Raw genomic sequence first — 14739 nt, forward strand, 5'->3', positions numbered from 1 at the left:
CACAGCGTTATACCCAAAGCACACCGCATGCCCCTAGAATGCCGGTTCCACTTCCTCTGGCACTTGGGGCATTCATGCACATCTCTTCCGGCCGTTGGGTCTATGGTTTTCTCCTGACCCTGCTGACCGCGCTGCTCTGGGGCATTCTGCCGATCAAGCTCAAGCAGGTCCTGCAAGTGATGGACCCGATCACCGTCACCTGGTTTCGCCTGACGGTGGCCGGGGGATGCCTGTTCGTCTACCTGGCGCTCACCCGGCGCCTGCCCAGCCGCAAGGTACTGGGCCCCAAGGGCGGTTGGCTGGTGGGCATGGCCGTGTGCGGCCTGGTGGGCAATTATGTGTTGTACCTGGTGGGCCTGAAAATGCTCAGCCCCGGCACCGCACAACTGGTGGTGCAGATGGGGCCGATCTTTCTGATGGTGGCCAGTGTGTTTGTGTTCAAGGAGCGTTTCAGCCGGGGGCAGGTGCTGGGGTTGCTGGTGCTGATGGTCGGGTTCGGCCTGTTCTTCAACCAACGCCTGCTGGAATTGCTCACCTCACTGGGCACCTATACCGCCGGCGTGCTCACCGTTTTGTTGGCCACGTCGATCTGGGTGTTCTACGCCCTGGGCCAGAAACAATTGCTGACGGTGTGGAATTCGCTGCAAGTGATGATGGTGATCTACCTGTCCTGCGCGGTATTGCTCACGCCTTGGGCCCATCCCCTGGAGGCCCTGGACTTGAGCCCGCTGCAAGGCTGGCTGCTGCTGGCGTGCTGCATGAATACCCTGGTGGCCTATGGCGCCTTCGCCGAAGCGCTCGCCCACTGGGAAGCCTCGCGTGTCAGTGCGACGTTGGCGCTTACGCCGCTGGTGACGTTTGTCGCGGTGGCCTTGGCAGCGTGGCTCTGGCCCGCCTATGTACAAGCCGAAGAGATCAACGCCCTGGGGTACTTCGGGGCGCTGATCGTGGTGCTGGGATCGGCGATGGTCGCGTTGGCACCGTCGTTGCTCGCCGGGCTCAAGGCCCGGCGTCTACGCATGGCGTCCTAGGCGCCGAGCATGTCTTGCGGGCGAACCCACTGGTCGAACTCTGCGTCAGTCAGGTAGCCCAGTTGCAAGGCGGCTTCGCGCAGCGTGAGGCCTTCGGCGTAGGCTTTCTTGGCGATCTCGGCGGATTTGTCATAGCCGATATGCGGGTTGAGCGCCGTCACCAGCATCAGGCCCCGTTCCAGGTGTGCGGCCATTTGCTCGGCGTCAGGTTCGAGACCGGCAATGCAATGCTCCTGGAAGTTGTTGCAGCCATCGGCCAGCAGGCGGATCGATTCCAGCAGGTTGTGGATGATCACCGGCTTGTACACGTTCAACTGCAAGTGCCCTTGGCTGGCGGCCATGCCGATGGTCACGTCATTGCCCAGCACCTGGCATGCCAGCATCGACAGTGCTTCGCACTGGGTAGGGTTGACCTTGCCCGGCATGATCGAACTGCCCGGTTCGTTGGCCGGCAATTTAACCTCGGCCAACCCGGTGCGCGGGCCCGAGCCCAGCAGGCGCAGGTCGTTGGCGATTTTCATCAGGGCCACGGCCAGGGTTTTCAGCGCGCCGTGAAGGGTGACCAGCGGCTCGTGGCCGGAGAGGGCGGCGAACTTGTTCGGCGCCGTGACGAACGGCAAGCCCGACAGCGCCGCCAGCTCCGAGGCGATCGCTTCGCCAAAGCCATGGGGCGCGTTGAGCCCGGTGCCGACGGCGGTGCCGCCCTGGGCCAGCTCGCACACGGCGGGCAGCGCGCTGCGGATCGCGCGTTCGGCGTAATCGAGTTGGGCGATAAACGCCGAAAGTTCCTGGCCAAAGGTAATTGGGGTGGCGTCCATCATATGGGTGCGGCCGGTTTTCACCAGGTTCATATGCCGCGCCGCCAGTTCGGCCAAGCCACCGGACAATGTCGCGATGGACGGCAACAAGCGCTCGTGCACCGCCTGCACGGCGGCGATGCTCATGGCGGTAGGGAAGCAGTCATTGGAGCTCTGGGAACGGTTGACGTGATCGTTGGGGTGCACCGGGCTCTTGCCGCCGCGCGGGTTGCCCGCCAGTTCGTTGGCACGGCCGGCGATCACTTCGTTGGCGTTCATGTTGCTCTGGGTACCGCTGCCGGTCTGCCACACCACCAACGGGAACTGGTCGTCATGCTGCCCGGCCAGCACTTCGTCGGCGGCCTGTTCGATCAGGCGGGCGATGTCGGCGGGCAGGTCGCCATTGCGGTCGTTGACCCGTGCCGCGGCCTTCTTGATCAAGGCCAACGCGTGCAGCACCGGCAGCGGCATGCGCTGCTCGCCGATGGCAAAATTCACCAGCGAACGTTGGGTCTGGGCGCCCCAGTAAGCATCATCCGGGACTTGGACTTCTCCCAGGCTGTCGGTTTCGATACGGCTCATCGGGCACACTCCTTCAGGTCAGTTTGCGCAGTTTAGGCCCTGATCGACCCATCGGGTTCCAAAAAAGACTTTTCATCGGATTCATCCTCCACAAAACCAGGGCCGACAAGGGGTGGGGTTGAGCCATGGCGTTTTTTAGGCGCAGAATGGGCGCCCTTGGGGTCTTACCTCGCCTGCTAGAAAAGGAAACTCGATGACTCGTCTTCGTGCCATCTGTACCGCGGTTGCTCTGGTTTGCGCCAGCGGCCAGGTTTTTGCCGATACCGCCAGCCACAACGCCAGTGCCGAAGCCTTCCTTACCCTGGCCCATGCCGACAAGCTGGGCACCCCGGTGTACATGCAAGTGCAGCAAATGTTTGCCCAGCGTTTCGAACAGACCAAGGCGCCTGCCGCCAAGCAGTCCGTGCTGGACAGCTACCAGGCCAAGGCCAACGCCGCCCTGGACCAGGCCATCGGCTGGCCGAAGTTGAAGCCGGACATGGTCAAGCTCTACACCACCAACTTCAGCGAATCGGAACTCAAGGACCTGGTTGCCTTCTACCAGTCGCCACTGGGCAAGAAAGTCCTGGAAAAAATGCCGCAACTGACCCAGCAATCGGCCCAGATGACCCAGGCCAAGCTGGAAAGCGCCGTGCCGGTGGTGAACAAGCTGTTGGAAGACATGACCAACGAGCTGTCGCCTAAAGCCGCCGCACCGGCCAAGAAGAAGTAAGCAGCAATGACCATGCAACAGCGTATCGAAACGGCGCTTGCCGCCCTGGGCACCGGCCACTTGAGCGTGCTGGACGAAAGCCATATGCACAGCCGTGGGTTGCAGACCCACTTCAAGGCCGTGCTGGTCAGCCCGCAGTTCGAGGGGCTCAACCGCGTCAAGCGCCACCAGAAGGTCTACGCCACCCTGGGTGACCTGATGGGCGAGTTCCACGCGCTGGCGCTGCATACCTACACGCCTGAAGAATGGGCGAAAATCGACGCAGCCCCGGCCTCGCCGACCTGCGCCGGCGGGCACTGACTCAAGGCACGGGTGTCTCTGGCACCGGGCATTTGTTAGAATCCGCAGCGCGCCGCTCAGACGGCGCGTTTTTTTTGCATCCGGTTCACCCTTTACGAGGGTAGCCACCTGGAGAGAACACCCATGACTCAACCGATTGTGGTGGCGGCACTGTATAAGTTCGTCACCCTCGAAGATTACGTCGCCCTGCGCGAGCCATTGCTGCAGGCGATGGTCGACAACGGGGTCAAAGGCACCTTGCTGATCGCCGAAGAAGGCATCAACGGCACTGTTTCCGGCAGCCGCGAGGGCATCGACGGCCTGATGGCCTGGCTGAAGAAAGACCCGCGCATGGTCGACATCGACCACAAGGAATCCTACTGCGACGACCAGCCGTTCTACCGCACCAAGGTCAAGCTCAAGAAAGAGATCGTGACCCTGGGCGTCGAAGGCGTCGACCCGAACAAAAAGGTCGGCACCTACGTCGAGCCCAAGGACTGGAACGCGCTGATCAGCGACCCCGAAGTGCTGTTGATCGATACTCGCAACGACTACGAGGTGTCCATCGGCACCTTCGAAGGCGCGATCGACCCCAAGACCACCAGCTTTCGCGAATTTCCCGACTACATCAAAGCCAATTTCGACCCGGCCAGGCATAAGAAGGTCGCGATGTTCTGCACCGGCGGCATTCGCTGCGAGAAGGCTTCGAGCTACATGCTCAGCGAAGGCTTCGATGAGGTCTACCACCTCAAGGGCGGCATCCTGAAGTACCTGGAAGAGGTGCCACAGGAAGAGACCAAATGGCAGGGCGACTGCTTTGTGTTCGACAACCGCGTCACGGTGCGCCACGACTTGAGCGAAGGCGACTACGATCAATGCCATGCCTGCCGTACACCGGTCAGCGTGGAAGACCGCGCATCCGAGCACTATGTGGCTGGCATCAGCTGCCCGCATTGCTGGGATAAGCTACCGGAGAAAACCCGGCGCAGTGCGATCGACCGGCAAAAGCAGATCGAGCTGGCCAAGGCCCGCAATATGCCGCACCCGATCGGCTTCAACTATAAGCAAACCCCTTCCGAGGTCTGAGCCATGTCCGCGCGCCTGCTCTATGTGATGGACCCGATGTGTTCCTGGTGCTGGGGTTTTGCCCCGGTGGCCGCGGCGTTGGTGGAGCAGGCCCAGGCGGCCGGAGTGCCATTGCACCTGGTGGTGGGCGGCTTGCGCACCGGCAGCGGTGCGGCGCTGGAACCGACCACTCGGCGCTACATCCTGGAGCACTGGCAGGCGGTCACCGATGCGACCGGCCAGCCGTTCAAGCGCGAAGGCGCTCTGCCTGACGGCTTTGTGTACGACACGGAACCGGCGTGCCGCGCCATCGTCACGGCACGCAGTCTGGCGCCGGATTGTGCATGGACACTGCTGGGGCTGATCCAGCGCGCGTTCTACGTCGAGGGCCGCGACGTGACCCTCGCCAGTGTGCTGGTGGAGCTGGCCGAGCAGGCGGGTATCCCGCGTATCGAGTTTGCCGGCGCCTTCGACCGCGCCGAGCAGCATGCCGCCACCGCTGCCGATTTCACCTGGGTGCAGGATCTGGGGATCGCCGGTTTCCCGACGCTGCTCGGCGAGCGCAATGGCCAGTTGGCCTTGCTGACCAATGGTTACCAGCCGTTGTCCGAGCTGTCGCCTTTGCTGGGCCGATGGCTGGAGCGAGCCACCTGTGCATGACCAGCCCAAGCGCACCGACCGACTGACCTGGGCGGAAATTCGCCGCCTGGCCCTGCGTCACAAAAAATCCCTGTGGGTCGCCAACGGCGTCGCCGTGCTGGCGACCCTGTGCAGCGTGCCCATCCCGCTGCTCCTGCCGTTGCTGGTGGACGAGGTGCTGCTGGGCCATGGCGATGCAGCCCTCAAGGTGATGAACCACGCGCTGCCGCTGGGCTGGCAGAAGGCGGCCGGTTACATCGGCCTGATGTTGCTGGTGACCCTGTGCCTGCGTTGCGGCGCGTTGGTGTTCAACGTGGTGCAGGCGCGGCTGTTTGCGCGGCTGGCCAAGGACATCGTGTACCGCATCCGCGTGCGCCTGATCGAGCGGCTCAAGCGTATTTCCCTGGGCGAATACGAAAGCCTGGGCAGTGGCACGGTGACCACGCACCTGGTGACCGACCTGGACACCTTGGACAGATTCGTCGGCGAAACCCTCAGTCGCTTCCTGGTGGCCATGCTCACGCTGGTGGGCACCTCGGCGATCCTGGTGTGGATGCACTGGCAACTGGCCTTGCTGATCCTGCTGTTCAACCCGCTGGTGATCTATGCCACGGTGCAGTTGGGCAAGCGCGTCAAACACCTGAAGAAACTGGAAAACGACAGCACCTCGCGCTTCACCCAGGCCCTGACCGAAACCCTGGATGCCATTCAGGAAGTGCGCGCCGGCAACCGCCAGGGGTTTTTCCTCGGGCGCCTGGGCCAGCGCGCCCAGGAAGTGCGTGATTTCGCCATCCATTCCCAGTGGAAAACCGACGCATCCAGCCGCGCCAGTGGCCTGCTGTTCCAGTTCGGTATCGACATCTTCCGCGCGGCGGCGATGCTCACGGTGCTGTTTTCCGACCTGTCCATCGGCCAGATGCTCGCGGTGTTCAGCTACCTGTGGTTCATGATCGGCCCGGTGGAGCAACTGTTGAACCTGCAATACGCCTATTACGCGGCGGGCGGAGCGCTGACGCGGATCAACGAACTGCTGGCCCGCGCCGACGAGCCGCAGTACGCCGGCGGCGAAGACCCGTTTACCGGGCGTGAGACCGTCGGCATCGAAGTGCGCGGGCTCAATTTTGGCTATGGCGAAGATCTGGTACTGAACCAGTTGAACCTGGCCATCGCACCCGGTGAGAAGGTGGCGATTGTCGGCGCCAGCGGCGGCGGCAAAAGCACCCTGGTGCAGCTGTTGCTCGGGCTCTATACGCCGCAGGCCGGCAGTATCCGCTTTGGCGGTGCCACCCAGCAGGCAATCGGCCTGGAGACCATCCGCGAAAACGTTGCCGTGGTGCTGCAACACCCTGCGCTGTTCAACGATACCGTGCGCGCCAACCTGACCATGGGCCGCGAGCGCACTGACCAGGCGTGCTGGCAGGCACTGGAAATCGCCCAGCTCGATGCTACCGTCAAGGCATTGCCGATGGGCCTGGACAGTGTGGTGGGGCGTTCCGGGGTGCGGTTCTCCGGAGGGCAGCGTCAACGCCTGGCGATTGCGCGCATGGTGCTGGCCGAACCGAAAGTGGTCATCCTTGACGAAGCGACGTCCGCCCTCGACGCCGCCACTGAGTACAACCTGCACCAGGCGCTCGCGCGCTTCCTCAGCGGGCGTACTACACTGATCATCGCTCACCGCCTGTCGGCGGTTAAGCAGGCCGATCGAGTTTTAGTGTTCGACGGTGGTCACATTGCTGAGGATGGAGATCATCAGCAATTGATTGCCGATGGCGGCTTGTACGCCAAGCTCTACGGGCACTTGCAACAAGTACGTTGATTTAGCCTGGGCTCAGCTATCGGAAGCGGATTTTCGCGTGCGTATCCAGCAGTGCATGTGTAAGGGACTTCATGAAGCAAAAGCGGACTCTCGGAACGCCAAGGCTGTTGGGCATCGTATGGCCTTTCATCGCAGTGGTGCTGTTCCAGGCATTGTTGGGCTGTGTCAGTCTCTTCATGCTCTCGGCGGTGCGTGGCTATGTGGCCGGCGAGAGCCTGTGGTCCAAAGGCCAGAAAGACGCCATCTATTACCTGACGCTTTACGCCGATAACCGCGATGAAGCCACCTATCTCAAATACCTGCAGGCTATCGCGGTGCCCCAGGGCGGCCATGAGCTGCGCGTCGCGCTCGATCGTCCCACGCCGGATCTTGCGGCTGCTCGCCTGGGCATTCTCAAGGGTGGCAACCACCCGGATGACGTCTCCAGCGTGATCTGGCTGTACCTCAATTTTCGCCATTTCAGCTACCTGGAAAAGGCCATCGAGCTGTGGACCGTGGGCGACGGCTATCTGGTGCAGCTCGATGATCTGGCCCGCGAGATGCACGGCGCGATCCGCCGCGACCAGGTCAGCGCCAACGATGTGCGGCAGTGGAAGGCGCATATCATCGCGATCAATGAAGGCGTAACCCCGGCGGCCAAGGCGTTCAGCGATGCCCTGGGCGAAGGCTCGCGGATGATCCTGCGGTTGCTGCTGATCACCAACCTGGCCACGGCCCTGGGCCTGATTGTGCTGGCGCTGTTGCGCACGCATAAGCTGCTGACCCAGCGCCACGCCTTTGCCGACGCCCTGCAACAAGAGAAGGAACGCGCGCAGATCACCCTGGAGTCGATTGGCGACGGGGTGATCACCACCGACGTCGACGGCGCCATCGCCTACATGAACCCGGCGGCCGAGGCGTTGACGCACTGGAAGTCCGCCCAGGCCCAAGGGCTGCCGTTGGCCGCGCTGTTCAACCTGCTGGACGACAATGCCCAGCCCGACGGGTTTACCCTGATCGACCATATCGTCAAGGGCCGGCTCAGTGGCGGCAGCGAGCACTCCAAAACCATCCAGCGCCTGGATGGCAGTACGGTGTCGGTAACGCTGGTGGGCGCGCCGATCCGCAGCGCCGGCAAGGTTACCGGCGCGGTGCTGGTGTTGCATGACATGACCCAGGAGCGGCAGTACATCGCCAACTTGTCCTGGCAGGCGACTCACGACGCCCTGACCGGCCTGGCCAACCGCCGTGAATTCGAGTTCCGCCTGGAACAGGTGCTGCATCCCGCCGCGCAGCAGCAGGGCGGGCGGCATGCATTGATGTTCCTCGACCTCGACCAGTTCAAATTGGTCAACGACACCTGTGGCCACGCGGCGGGTGACGAACTGTTGCGACATATCTGCGCACTGCTGCAGTCGGACCTGCGCGAAGGCGACACCCTGGCGCGGCTGGGCGGCGATGAATTCGGCATCCTGCTGGAGAATTGCCCGGCCGCGGTGGCGGAGAAAATCGCCGAGAGCCTGCGCCACACCGTGCAAAGCCTGCACTTTGTGTGGAAGGGCCGGCCATTCATGACCACCGTCAGCATCGGCCTGGTGCACCTGGGCCAGACTCCGACCACGCTGGAAACCTCCCTGCGCGCCGCCGACATGGCGTGCTACATGGCCAAGGAAAAAGGCCGCAACCGGGTGCAGGTGTACCACGCCGACGACTCGGAACTGTCCGTGCGCTTTGGCGAAATGGCCTGGGTGCAGCGTTTGCACATGGCCCTGGAAGAGAATCGGTTCTGCCTGTACGCCCAGGAAATCTCGCCCCTGGGGCACGTCGACGGGGGCGATGGGCATATCGAGATCCTGCTGCGCCTGCATGACGAAGCCGGCCGCATCATCTTGCCCGACAGCTTTATCCCGGCCGCCGAGCGCTACGGCTTGATGACGTCGCTGGACCGTTGGGTGGTGGAGAATGTGTTCCAGATCATCGCCCGTTGCCTGCAGGAGCGGCCGGGTCGACCCATGGCCATGTGCGCGATCAATCTATCCGGTATCACCATTGGTGATGATGACTTCCTCGGGTTTTTGCACGAAAAGTTTAAGACCTACAGCATTCCGCCCAACATGATCTGTTTTGAAATTACCGAAACCGCCGCGATCGCCAATCTGGGCAGCGCGATTCGCTTTATCAATGAACTCAAGGCCTTAGGCTGTCATTTTTCGCTGGATGACTTTTGTGCCGGAATGTCCTCATTCGCCTATCTCAAACATTTACCTGTAGACTTCCTGAAGATCGATGGAAGTTTCGTAAAGGATATGCTGGACGACCCGATTAACCGCGCGATGGTCGAAGTGATCAACCACATCGGCCACGTCATGGGTAAGCGCACAATTGCAGAATTTGTCGAGACACCGCAGATCGAGCAGGCCCTGCTCGAAATCGGTGTGGATTACGCTCAGGGCTACCTGATCGAACGACCGCAATTGTTTACCTTTGATAGCTTGCAGTGTCGACCTGTGCGGCCACAGCCTCTGTTATTCAAGGCGCCCGGCACGTTCCGCTGAAACATTTGCTGGTCTGTACAATCACACTTAAAAAGGAGCCTTAACAGTGATCGACACCTTCAACAGAACCGGCCCGCTTATGGAAGCCTCCAGTTACCCCGCCTGGGCTCAGCAATTGATCCAGGACTGTAGCGAGAGCAAGCGTCGAGTTGTTGAGCACGAACTGTACCAGCGCATGCGCGATAACACGCTCAGCGCCAAGACCATGCGCCACTACCTGATCGGTGGCTGGCCTGTGGTGGAACAGTTTGCCTTGTACATGGCACAGAACCTCACCAAGACCAAATTTGCCCGCCATCCCGGTGAAGACATGGCGCGCCGCTGGCTGATGCGCAATATCCGCGTGGAACTCAACCACGCCGATTATTGGGTGCATTGGGCCCGTGCCCACGGTGTGAGCCTGGAAGAGTTGCAGGCCCAGGACGTGCCGCCGGAGTTGCACGCACTGAGCCATTGGTGCTGGCACACAAGTTCCGCCGATTCGCTGATCGTGGCGATTGCCGCGACCAACTATGCAATCGAAGGGGCGACGGGGGAATGGTCCGCCGTGGTGTGTTCCACCGGCGTCTACGCGGCGGCCTTCCCTGAGGAAGAACGCAAGCGTGCGATGAAGTGGCTGAAAATGCACGCCCAGTATGATGACGCCCATCCATGGGAGGCGCTGGAAATCATCTGCACCCTGGCAGGGACGAACCCGACCCGGGCATTGCAGGTAGAACTGCGCCAGGCCGTGTGCAAGAGCTACGACTACATGTACCTGTTCCTGGAAAGCTGCATGCGCCTGGAGAAAGAAAAGGCGCCCGCGGTTGTGCGTGAGCGCCAGGCTCGGGTCGCCAGCGAAGCGTGACGCAAAACGATGGCGGGGTTTCTACCCCGCCATCGCCAAGCGGTTGCGGCCTGCGCGCTTGGCCACGTACAAGGCGCTGTCGGCGCGGCGCAGCAGGCTTTCGGCGGACTCAGCGGCCAGCAAGGTCGAGCAGCCCAGGCTCACCGTCAATTCGATCCGCGTTCCATCCGCCCAATAATCCTGGGCCTGTGTCGCCTGGCGCAGGCGCTCACCGATCATCGCCGCCGCGTCCCGGCCGGTGTTGGACAGCAATACCAGGAACTCCTCCCCGCCAAACCGAAACACCATGTCCACGTTGCGCAACTGGCCCTTGATCGCCCCGGCAACGGCGCGTAGCACGCTATCGCCGGCGCCGTGGCCGTGGGTGTCGTTGATGGTCTTGAAGTGATCGATGTCCAGCATCAGCAAGGACAGCGGGTTCAGATGCCGGCGCGCCATGTCGATTTCCCGTTGCAGTGTCTGGTCCATGGCAATGCGGTTGCCGGTCTCGGTCAACGGGTCGCGCAGGGCGCTGCGGGTGGCGGCGCGGTAAAGCAGGGCGTTGCGCATCGGGTAGAGCAGGGTGGCCAGCAGCGATTCAAGCTGGCCGAGTTCTTCTTCCGACAAACGCTGGTTGCGACGGAAGATCAACTCGCCCAGGTGCTCGCCTTCATGGCTCAGGCTGTAGTTCACTGCATGGTGGCCGCGATGGCCCAGCTCCAGGCGCAGGTCGCTGGCCTGATGGCGGTATTGCAGGGCGTCCAGGGGCACCAGGCGCTGGATCTCACGGAAGAACACCGCGAGGATGCGCTCCGGCTCCAGGCTGGTTTGCAACTGCAGGCCCAGTTGCTGGCGCAGTTGAGTGACCGTGGTGGGGCGGCGCGGCAGGAGGGATGGCTGACCAAATCCCAGGCGTTGCAATTTGGCACTGTCAAAGTCAATTGCGTTGGTCTGGGTAGGTGTTTTCATAAGCGATCGGCCTCTACGCACTTAGCTGTCTTACAGGCTCGATGAGAGTGGCGAGTGCCAGGCGTCTTACTGTTCCTTCAGTTCCGTAAAACATTGGTTACAGTCTAGACCGCTTTGCAATGGGTTATAACCCCTGGGCACCGCCGCACGTCTTGTCATCGCTTGACCTGCTTGAAAAGGGTTAGAGCGAGATTCATGCCAAACGTTTTAATTAAATTAAACGCCTTATAAATCAATCAGCTGCTTTATCGCAGGAAAAACAGCAACCGAACTATGACGCCAGTTATTTGGCAAGTAAGGGCCTGATTGCCCCCACTCATAAAAGTACGCATATCTACAAATTCTTGCCGGCACATCTGTAGTGAGCGGGCTCGCCCCGCGCTGGGCTGCGAAGCGGCCCCAATAAATACACCGCCGAGTTCCAGGTAGAACCCGGTCGCCTGGTTTGGGGCGGCTTCGCAGCCCAGCGCGGGGCGAGCCCGCTCACTACAAGGTCAGGGGTAAACCAGGGTGGAGCGGTCGATCTGCGCGATGGAGGTGACGCCGGTCAGGGTCATGGCCACGCGCATTTCCTTGGCGAAGATGTCCAGCAGGTTTTCCACGCCGTGCTGGCCATCGGCGGCCAGTGCATAGGCGGTGGCGCGGCCCAGCAGGCATGCCTTGGCACCCAGGGCGAGCATGCGCACCACGTCCAGCCCGGAACGGATGCCGGAGTCCACCAGCACCGTGAGGTCGTCGCCCACCGCATCGGCAATCGGGGGCAGCGCTTTGGCGGTGGACAGCACGCCGTCCAGCTGGCGGCCGCCATGGTTGGACACCACGATGCCATCGGCGCCGAAACTCACGGCGTCCCTGGCGTCCTGGGGGTCGAGGATGCCCTTAATGATCATCGGGCCTTTCCAGAATTCGCGGATCCACTCCAGATCTTTCCAGCTGATCGACGGATCGAAATTGTTCGCCAGCCAGCCGATGTAGTCTTCCAGGTGAGTGGGCTTGCCCAGATACCTGGAAATATTGCCCAGGTCGTGGGGACGGCCCATCAAGCCCACATCAAACGCCCATTGTGGCTTGGTGACGGCCTGCAACATGCGCCGCTTCGCCGCGAACGGCCCCGACATGCCCGAGTGAGCGTCGCGGTAGCGCGCGCCGGGCGTGGGCATATCCACCGTAAACACCAATGTCGTTATGCCCGCCGCCTGGGCTCGCTCCAGCGCGTTGCGCATGAAACCGCGGTCCTTGAGCACGTACAGCTGGAACCAGATGGCTTGCGGGCTTTGTGAAGCCACCTCTTCAATCGGGCACACCGACACCGTCGACAAGCAGAACGGGATGCCTTTATTCGCCGCCGCCTTCGCCGCCTGCACTTCGCCGCGCCGCGCGTACATGCCGGTCAGGCCCACGGGGCTGAGGATTACCGGCATGTCCAGCGTCTGGCCGAACACCGTGGTCTTCAGGCTCAGGCTGTCCACGTTGCGCAGGATGCGCTGGCGCAGGCTGATCTCGGCCAAATCCGAACTGTTCGCCCGCATCGTGTGTTCGGCATAGGCGCCGCCGTCGATGTAGTCGAACAGAAAGCGCGGCAGCTTGCGCTTGGCCGCTGCGCGGTAGTCGGAGGCGGACGAGATGATCATGAAAAAGGTCTCCACAAGGCAGGGCGGATCAGCATAGGTAAAAATCTGGCATGATAAAAACAACTTTTATCGCTGGCGGCTAGTCGTTAAAGGAATACTGATGAACCTGAGAACCTTACGAGCCTTTGTCGAAGTGGTGCGCCAGGGTGGCTTCTCCCAGGCCGCCGAGGTGGTGGCCTTGACCCAATCCACGGTGAGCAAGGCGGTCAAGACCCTCGAAGACGAACTGGGCACGCCATTGCTCAATCGCCTTGGCCACCGCAACGAACTCACCGCCGCCGGCGAGATCGCCTACCGTCGCGCCCTGGTGCTGCTCGCCGAGCATAACGACCTGGTCGCCGAGATCAACGACTTGCGCGGCCTCAAGCGCGGCGTACTGCGCATCGGCCTGCCGCCGGTGGGCTGCGGCGTGCTGTTCGCAGCGATGTTTGCCACCTACCGCAGCCGTTACCCGGACATCGACATCGAACTCACCGAATACGGCAGCAAGAAACTGCGTGAATGCCTGGAAGCAGGGGAGGTCGACCTGGCGGCGCTGCTGTTGCCGACAGACGAAGCCTTCGACTACCAACCCGTGCGCAATGAACCGCTGATGGCCGTACTGCCCATCGATCATCCCCTGGCCGGACGCGCGCGCATCGACTTCACCGACCTGGCGGATTCAGCCTTCATCCTGTTTGAAGCCGGCTTTGCCCTGAACGCCAAGATCCTCGCCGCCTGCGAGCGCAAAGGCGTCACGCCCAAAGTCACCGCGCGCAGCGGGCAGATCGACTTTATCGTCGACCTGGTCGCCGCCGGCCTGGGCGTCGCGTTCCTGCCACGCATGCTGGCTCACAAGCATCAACACGCTGGCATCGCCCTGATCCCCTTGGACGAACCCCACACCGACTGGCACATCGCCCTGGCCTGGCGCGCCAGCGCCCACCTGCCGCCTGCCGCCCTGGCCTGGCTGGAGCTGGCCAAGGAACAGGCGATTTCAACCGACCCTCCGGTTTAATCGCGGCCAGGGCCAGAGAATGCTTGACTTCTCCTTTTCAATCAGTAACATACGGCGCATTCCGCGATAGCTCAGTTGGTAGAGCAAATGACTGTTAATCATTGGGTCCCTGGTTCGAGTCCAGGTCGTGGAGCCAGATAGCAAGACAAAGAGAAGCCTGCAGCGATGCGGGCTTTTTTTTGCCTTGGATTTTCCGAGGGGGATCAAAGCGCATACCTATTCTTCTCGCTTCTGGCTTGACTATTCTGATTCATCCGCTGGTTAATTCCGGCTGCTACCGACATTAATAAGGAAATTATGAAGCCTCTTTACCTGTATTCAGTTCTGCTGCTTGCAGGCTGCACCCCAGTGCCGAAATACCTTGTGCCTGCGGGGGCGCCTCAAGCACTTATCCGTAGCGAATTGGTGTCGATGGAGAATCATCGAAACGGTGTCTCTCTGGTCGAGGCACCTGCCATCGGCTGCAAATACGGCAGGACCGTGGCGATTGAGCCGGGGGCGGGGAGGCAGCTGGTTTCCGTTTATAAGAATGTATCGACGCCGGAGGGTTTTTTTCCGATTGAAGCCGCAAAGCCGCTGCATTTGGTGATGCGTGGCGTGGCCAACGCCAATCGTTCGTGCAGCGTAGCCTTTGTCAGCGAATTTTCGCCGGGCGCACGTTACGTAATCAAAGGAGGGATTGTCGACATTCCGGGCTCGCTGAGCCGTTGTTACATTGACATATTCAATGTCGATTCGGGCGCCCGCGTTCCCATGGCCGATGAGCCGAAAATAGACCGCAATTGTGCGTTAGACCGCCTACCGGCGCTCTAGCGCAGTCATAGCGAGACCTCCGTACAGTTGGCCGTCCAAACAGGGCCG

At 61.6% G+C, this 14739-nt stretch carries 13 protein-coding genes and 1 tRNA gene; 11 read left to right on the forward strand and 3 right to left on the reverse strand.

Annotated elements, in window-relative coordinates; genetic code table 11:
• Nucleotides 1-74 precede the first annotated feature (74 nt).
• A complete protein-coding gene (locus tag BLL36_RS20240; RefSeq protein ID WP_076953086.1) occupies nt 75-1031 on the forward strand; it encodes a DMT family transporter in 957 nt (318 codons plus the stop codon).
• Here the strand turns inward: BLL36_RS20240 and BLL36_RS20245 are convergent.
• The gene (locus tag BLL36_RS20245; protein WP_076953087.1) at nt 1028-2410 is read right to left on the reverse strand and encodes a class II fumarate hydratase; all 1383 of its coding nucleotides are present in this window, start codon (nt 2408-2410) and stop codon (nt 1028-1030) included. The genes BLL36_RS20240 and BLL36_RS20245 overlap by 4 nt on opposite strands.
• 193 nt (nt 2411-2603) lie before the next feature.
• On the opposite strand from BLL36_RS20245, the gene BLL36_RS20250 reads away from it, so the two are divergent.
• The 7 genes from BLL36_RS20250 to BLL36_RS20280 all read left to right on the forward strand — a co-directional run bounded on the left by BLL36_RS20250 (nt 2604) and on the right by BLL36_RS20280 (nt 10302).
• Complete coding sequence (locus tag BLL36_RS20250; protein ID WP_017527734.1) at nt 2604-3122, forward strand: DUF2059 domain-containing protein; 519 nt, start codon at nt 2604-2606, stop codon at nt 3120-3122.
• Nucleotides 3123-3128: 6 nt separating this feature from the next.
• Nucleotides 3129-3422: a BolA family protein gene (locus tag BLL36_RS20255; protein ID WP_076953088.1), complete on the forward strand. Its 294-nt coding sequence runs from the start codon at nt 3129-3131 to the stop codon at nt 3420-3422.
• Between the two features lie 123 nt (nt 3423-3545).
• Nucleotides 3546-4487: an oxygen-dependent tRNA uridine(34) hydroxylase TrhO gene (trhO, locus tag BLL36_RS20260; protein ID WP_076953089.1), complete on the forward strand. Its 942-nt coding sequence runs from the start codon at nt 3546-3548 to the stop codon at nt 4485-4487.
• Nucleotides 4488-4523: 36 nt separating this feature from the next.
• A complete protein-coding gene (locus tag BLL36_RS20265) occupies nt 4524-5126 on the forward strand; it encodes a DsbA family protein (protein WP_197678486.1) in 603 nt (200 codons plus the stop codon).
• Nucleotides 5119-6921, forward strand: a complete 1803-nt coding sequence (locus BLL36_RS20270) for an ABC transporter ATP-binding protein (protein WP_076953091.1) — start codon at nt 5119-5121, stop codon at nt 6919-6921. Before BLL36_RS20265 ends, BLL36_RS20270 begins: the two co-directional genes overlap by 8 nt.
• A 71-nt stretch (nt 6922-6992) precedes the next feature.
• Nucleotides 6993-9455, forward strand: coding sequence for an EAL domain-containing protein (locus tag BLL36_RS20275; protein ID WP_076953092.1), 2463 nt, complete (start codon nt 6993-6995; stop codon nt 9453-9455).
• A 79-nt stretch (nt 9456-9534) separates the two neighbouring features.
• Nucleotides 9535-10302, forward strand: a complete 768-nt coding sequence (locus BLL36_RS20280) for a TenA family transcriptional regulator (RefSeq protein ID WP_394329497.1) — start codon at nt 9535-9537, stop codon at nt 10300-10302.
• A 21-nt stretch (nt 10303-10323) separates the two neighbouring features.
• Here the strand turns inward: BLL36_RS20280 and BLL36_RS20285 are convergent, their stop codons facing one another.
• Together BLL36_RS20285 and lldD are read right to left on the reverse strand one after the other, a co-directional pair.
• On the reverse strand, nt 10324-11250 hold the full coding sequence (locus BLL36_RS20285; RefSeq protein WP_076953094.1) for a GGDEF domain-containing protein: 927 nt from the start codon (nt 11248-11250) through the stop codon (nt 10324-10326).
• A 494-nt stretch (nt 11251-11744) separates the two neighbouring features.
• On the reverse strand, nt 11745-12881 hold the full coding sequence (lldD, locus tag BLL36_RS20290) for an FMN-dependent L-lactate dehydrogenase LldD (RefSeq protein ID WP_076953095.1): 1137 nt from the start codon (nt 12879-12881) through the stop codon (nt 11745-11747).
• 100 nt (nt 12882-12981) lie between these two features.
• Between lldD and BLL36_RS20295 the strand changes: the two genes are divergently transcribed.
• From BLL36_RS20295 to BLL36_RS20305, 3 genes are all read left to right on the forward strand, one after another.
• Nucleotides 12982-13878 (forward strand): LysR family transcriptional regulator, encoded by an 897-nt coding sequence (locus BLL36_RS20295; protein WP_076953096.1) that lies wholly within the window; start codon nt 12982-12984, stop codon nt 13876-13878.
• A gap of 60 nt (nt 13879-13938) precedes the next feature.
• Nucleotides 13939-14014 (forward strand) — tRNA-Asn (locus BLL36_RS20300).
• A gap of 161 nt (nt 14015-14175) precedes the next feature.
• The gene (locus BLL36_RS20305) at nt 14176-14691 is read left to right on the forward strand and encodes a hypothetical protein (protein ID WP_076953097.1); all 516 of its coding nucleotides are present in this window, start codon (nt 14176-14178) and stop codon (nt 14689-14691) included.
• The last annotated feature ends 48 nt before the right edge of the window (nt 14692-14739 follow it).

This window comes from Pseudomonas cedrina subsp. cedrina, assembly GCF_001983175.1.
GTDB classification, from domain to species: domain Bacteria; phylum Pseudomonadota; class Gammaproteobacteria; order Pseudomonadales; family Pseudomonadaceae; genus Aquipseudomonas; species Aquipseudomonas cedrina.

Bases quoted from the DNA above. Each gene is read 5' to 3' on its own strand.
- BLL36_RS20240 (WP_076953086.1), top strand. From the start codon at position 75: ATGCACATCTCTTCCGGCCGTTGGGTCTATGGTTTTCTCCTGACCCTG.
- BLL36_RS20245 (WP_076953087.1), bottom strand. From the start codon at position 2,410: ATGAGCCGTATCGAAACCGACAGCCTGGGAGAAGTCCAAGTCCCGGAT.
- BLL36_RS20250 (WP_017527734.1), top strand. From the start codon at position 2,604: ATGACTCGTCTTCGTGCCATCTGTACCGCGGTTGCTCTGGTTTGCGCC.
- BLL36_RS20255 (WP_076953088.1), top strand. From the start codon at position 3,129: ATGACCATGCAACAGCGTATCGAAACGGCGCTTGCCGCCCTGGGCACC.
- trhO (WP_076953089.1), top strand. From the start codon at position 3,546: ATGACTCAACCGATTGTGGTGGCGGCACTGTATAAGTTCGTCACCCTC.
- BLL36_RS20265 (WP_197678486.1), top strand. From the start codon at position 4,524: ATGTGTTCCTGGTGCTGGGGTTTTGCCCCGGTGGCCGCGGCGTTGGTG.
- BLL36_RS20275 (WP_076953092.1), top strand. From the start codon at position 6,993: ATGAAGCAAAAGCGGACTCTCGGAACGCCAAGGCTGTTGGGCATCGTA.
- BLL36_RS20280 (WP_394329497.1), top strand. From the start codon at position 9,535: ATGGAAGCCTCCAGTTACCCCGCCTGGGCTCAGCAATTGATCCAGGAC.
- BLL36_RS20285 (WP_076953094.1), bottom strand. From the start codon at position 11,250: ATGAAAACACCTACCCAGACCAACGCAATTGACTTTGACAGTGCCAAA.
- lldD (WP_076953095.1), bottom strand. From the start codon at position 12,881: ATGATCATCTCGTCCGCCTCCGACTACCGCGCAGCGGCCAAGCGCAAG.
- BLL36_RS20295 (WP_076953096.1), top strand. From the start codon at position 12,982: ATGAACCTGAGAACCTTACGAGCCTTTGTCGAAGTGGTGCGCCAGGGT.
- BLL36_RS20305 (WP_076953097.1), top strand. From the start codon at position 14,176: ATGAAGCCTCTTTACCTGTATTCAGTTCTGCTGCTTGCAGGCTGCACC.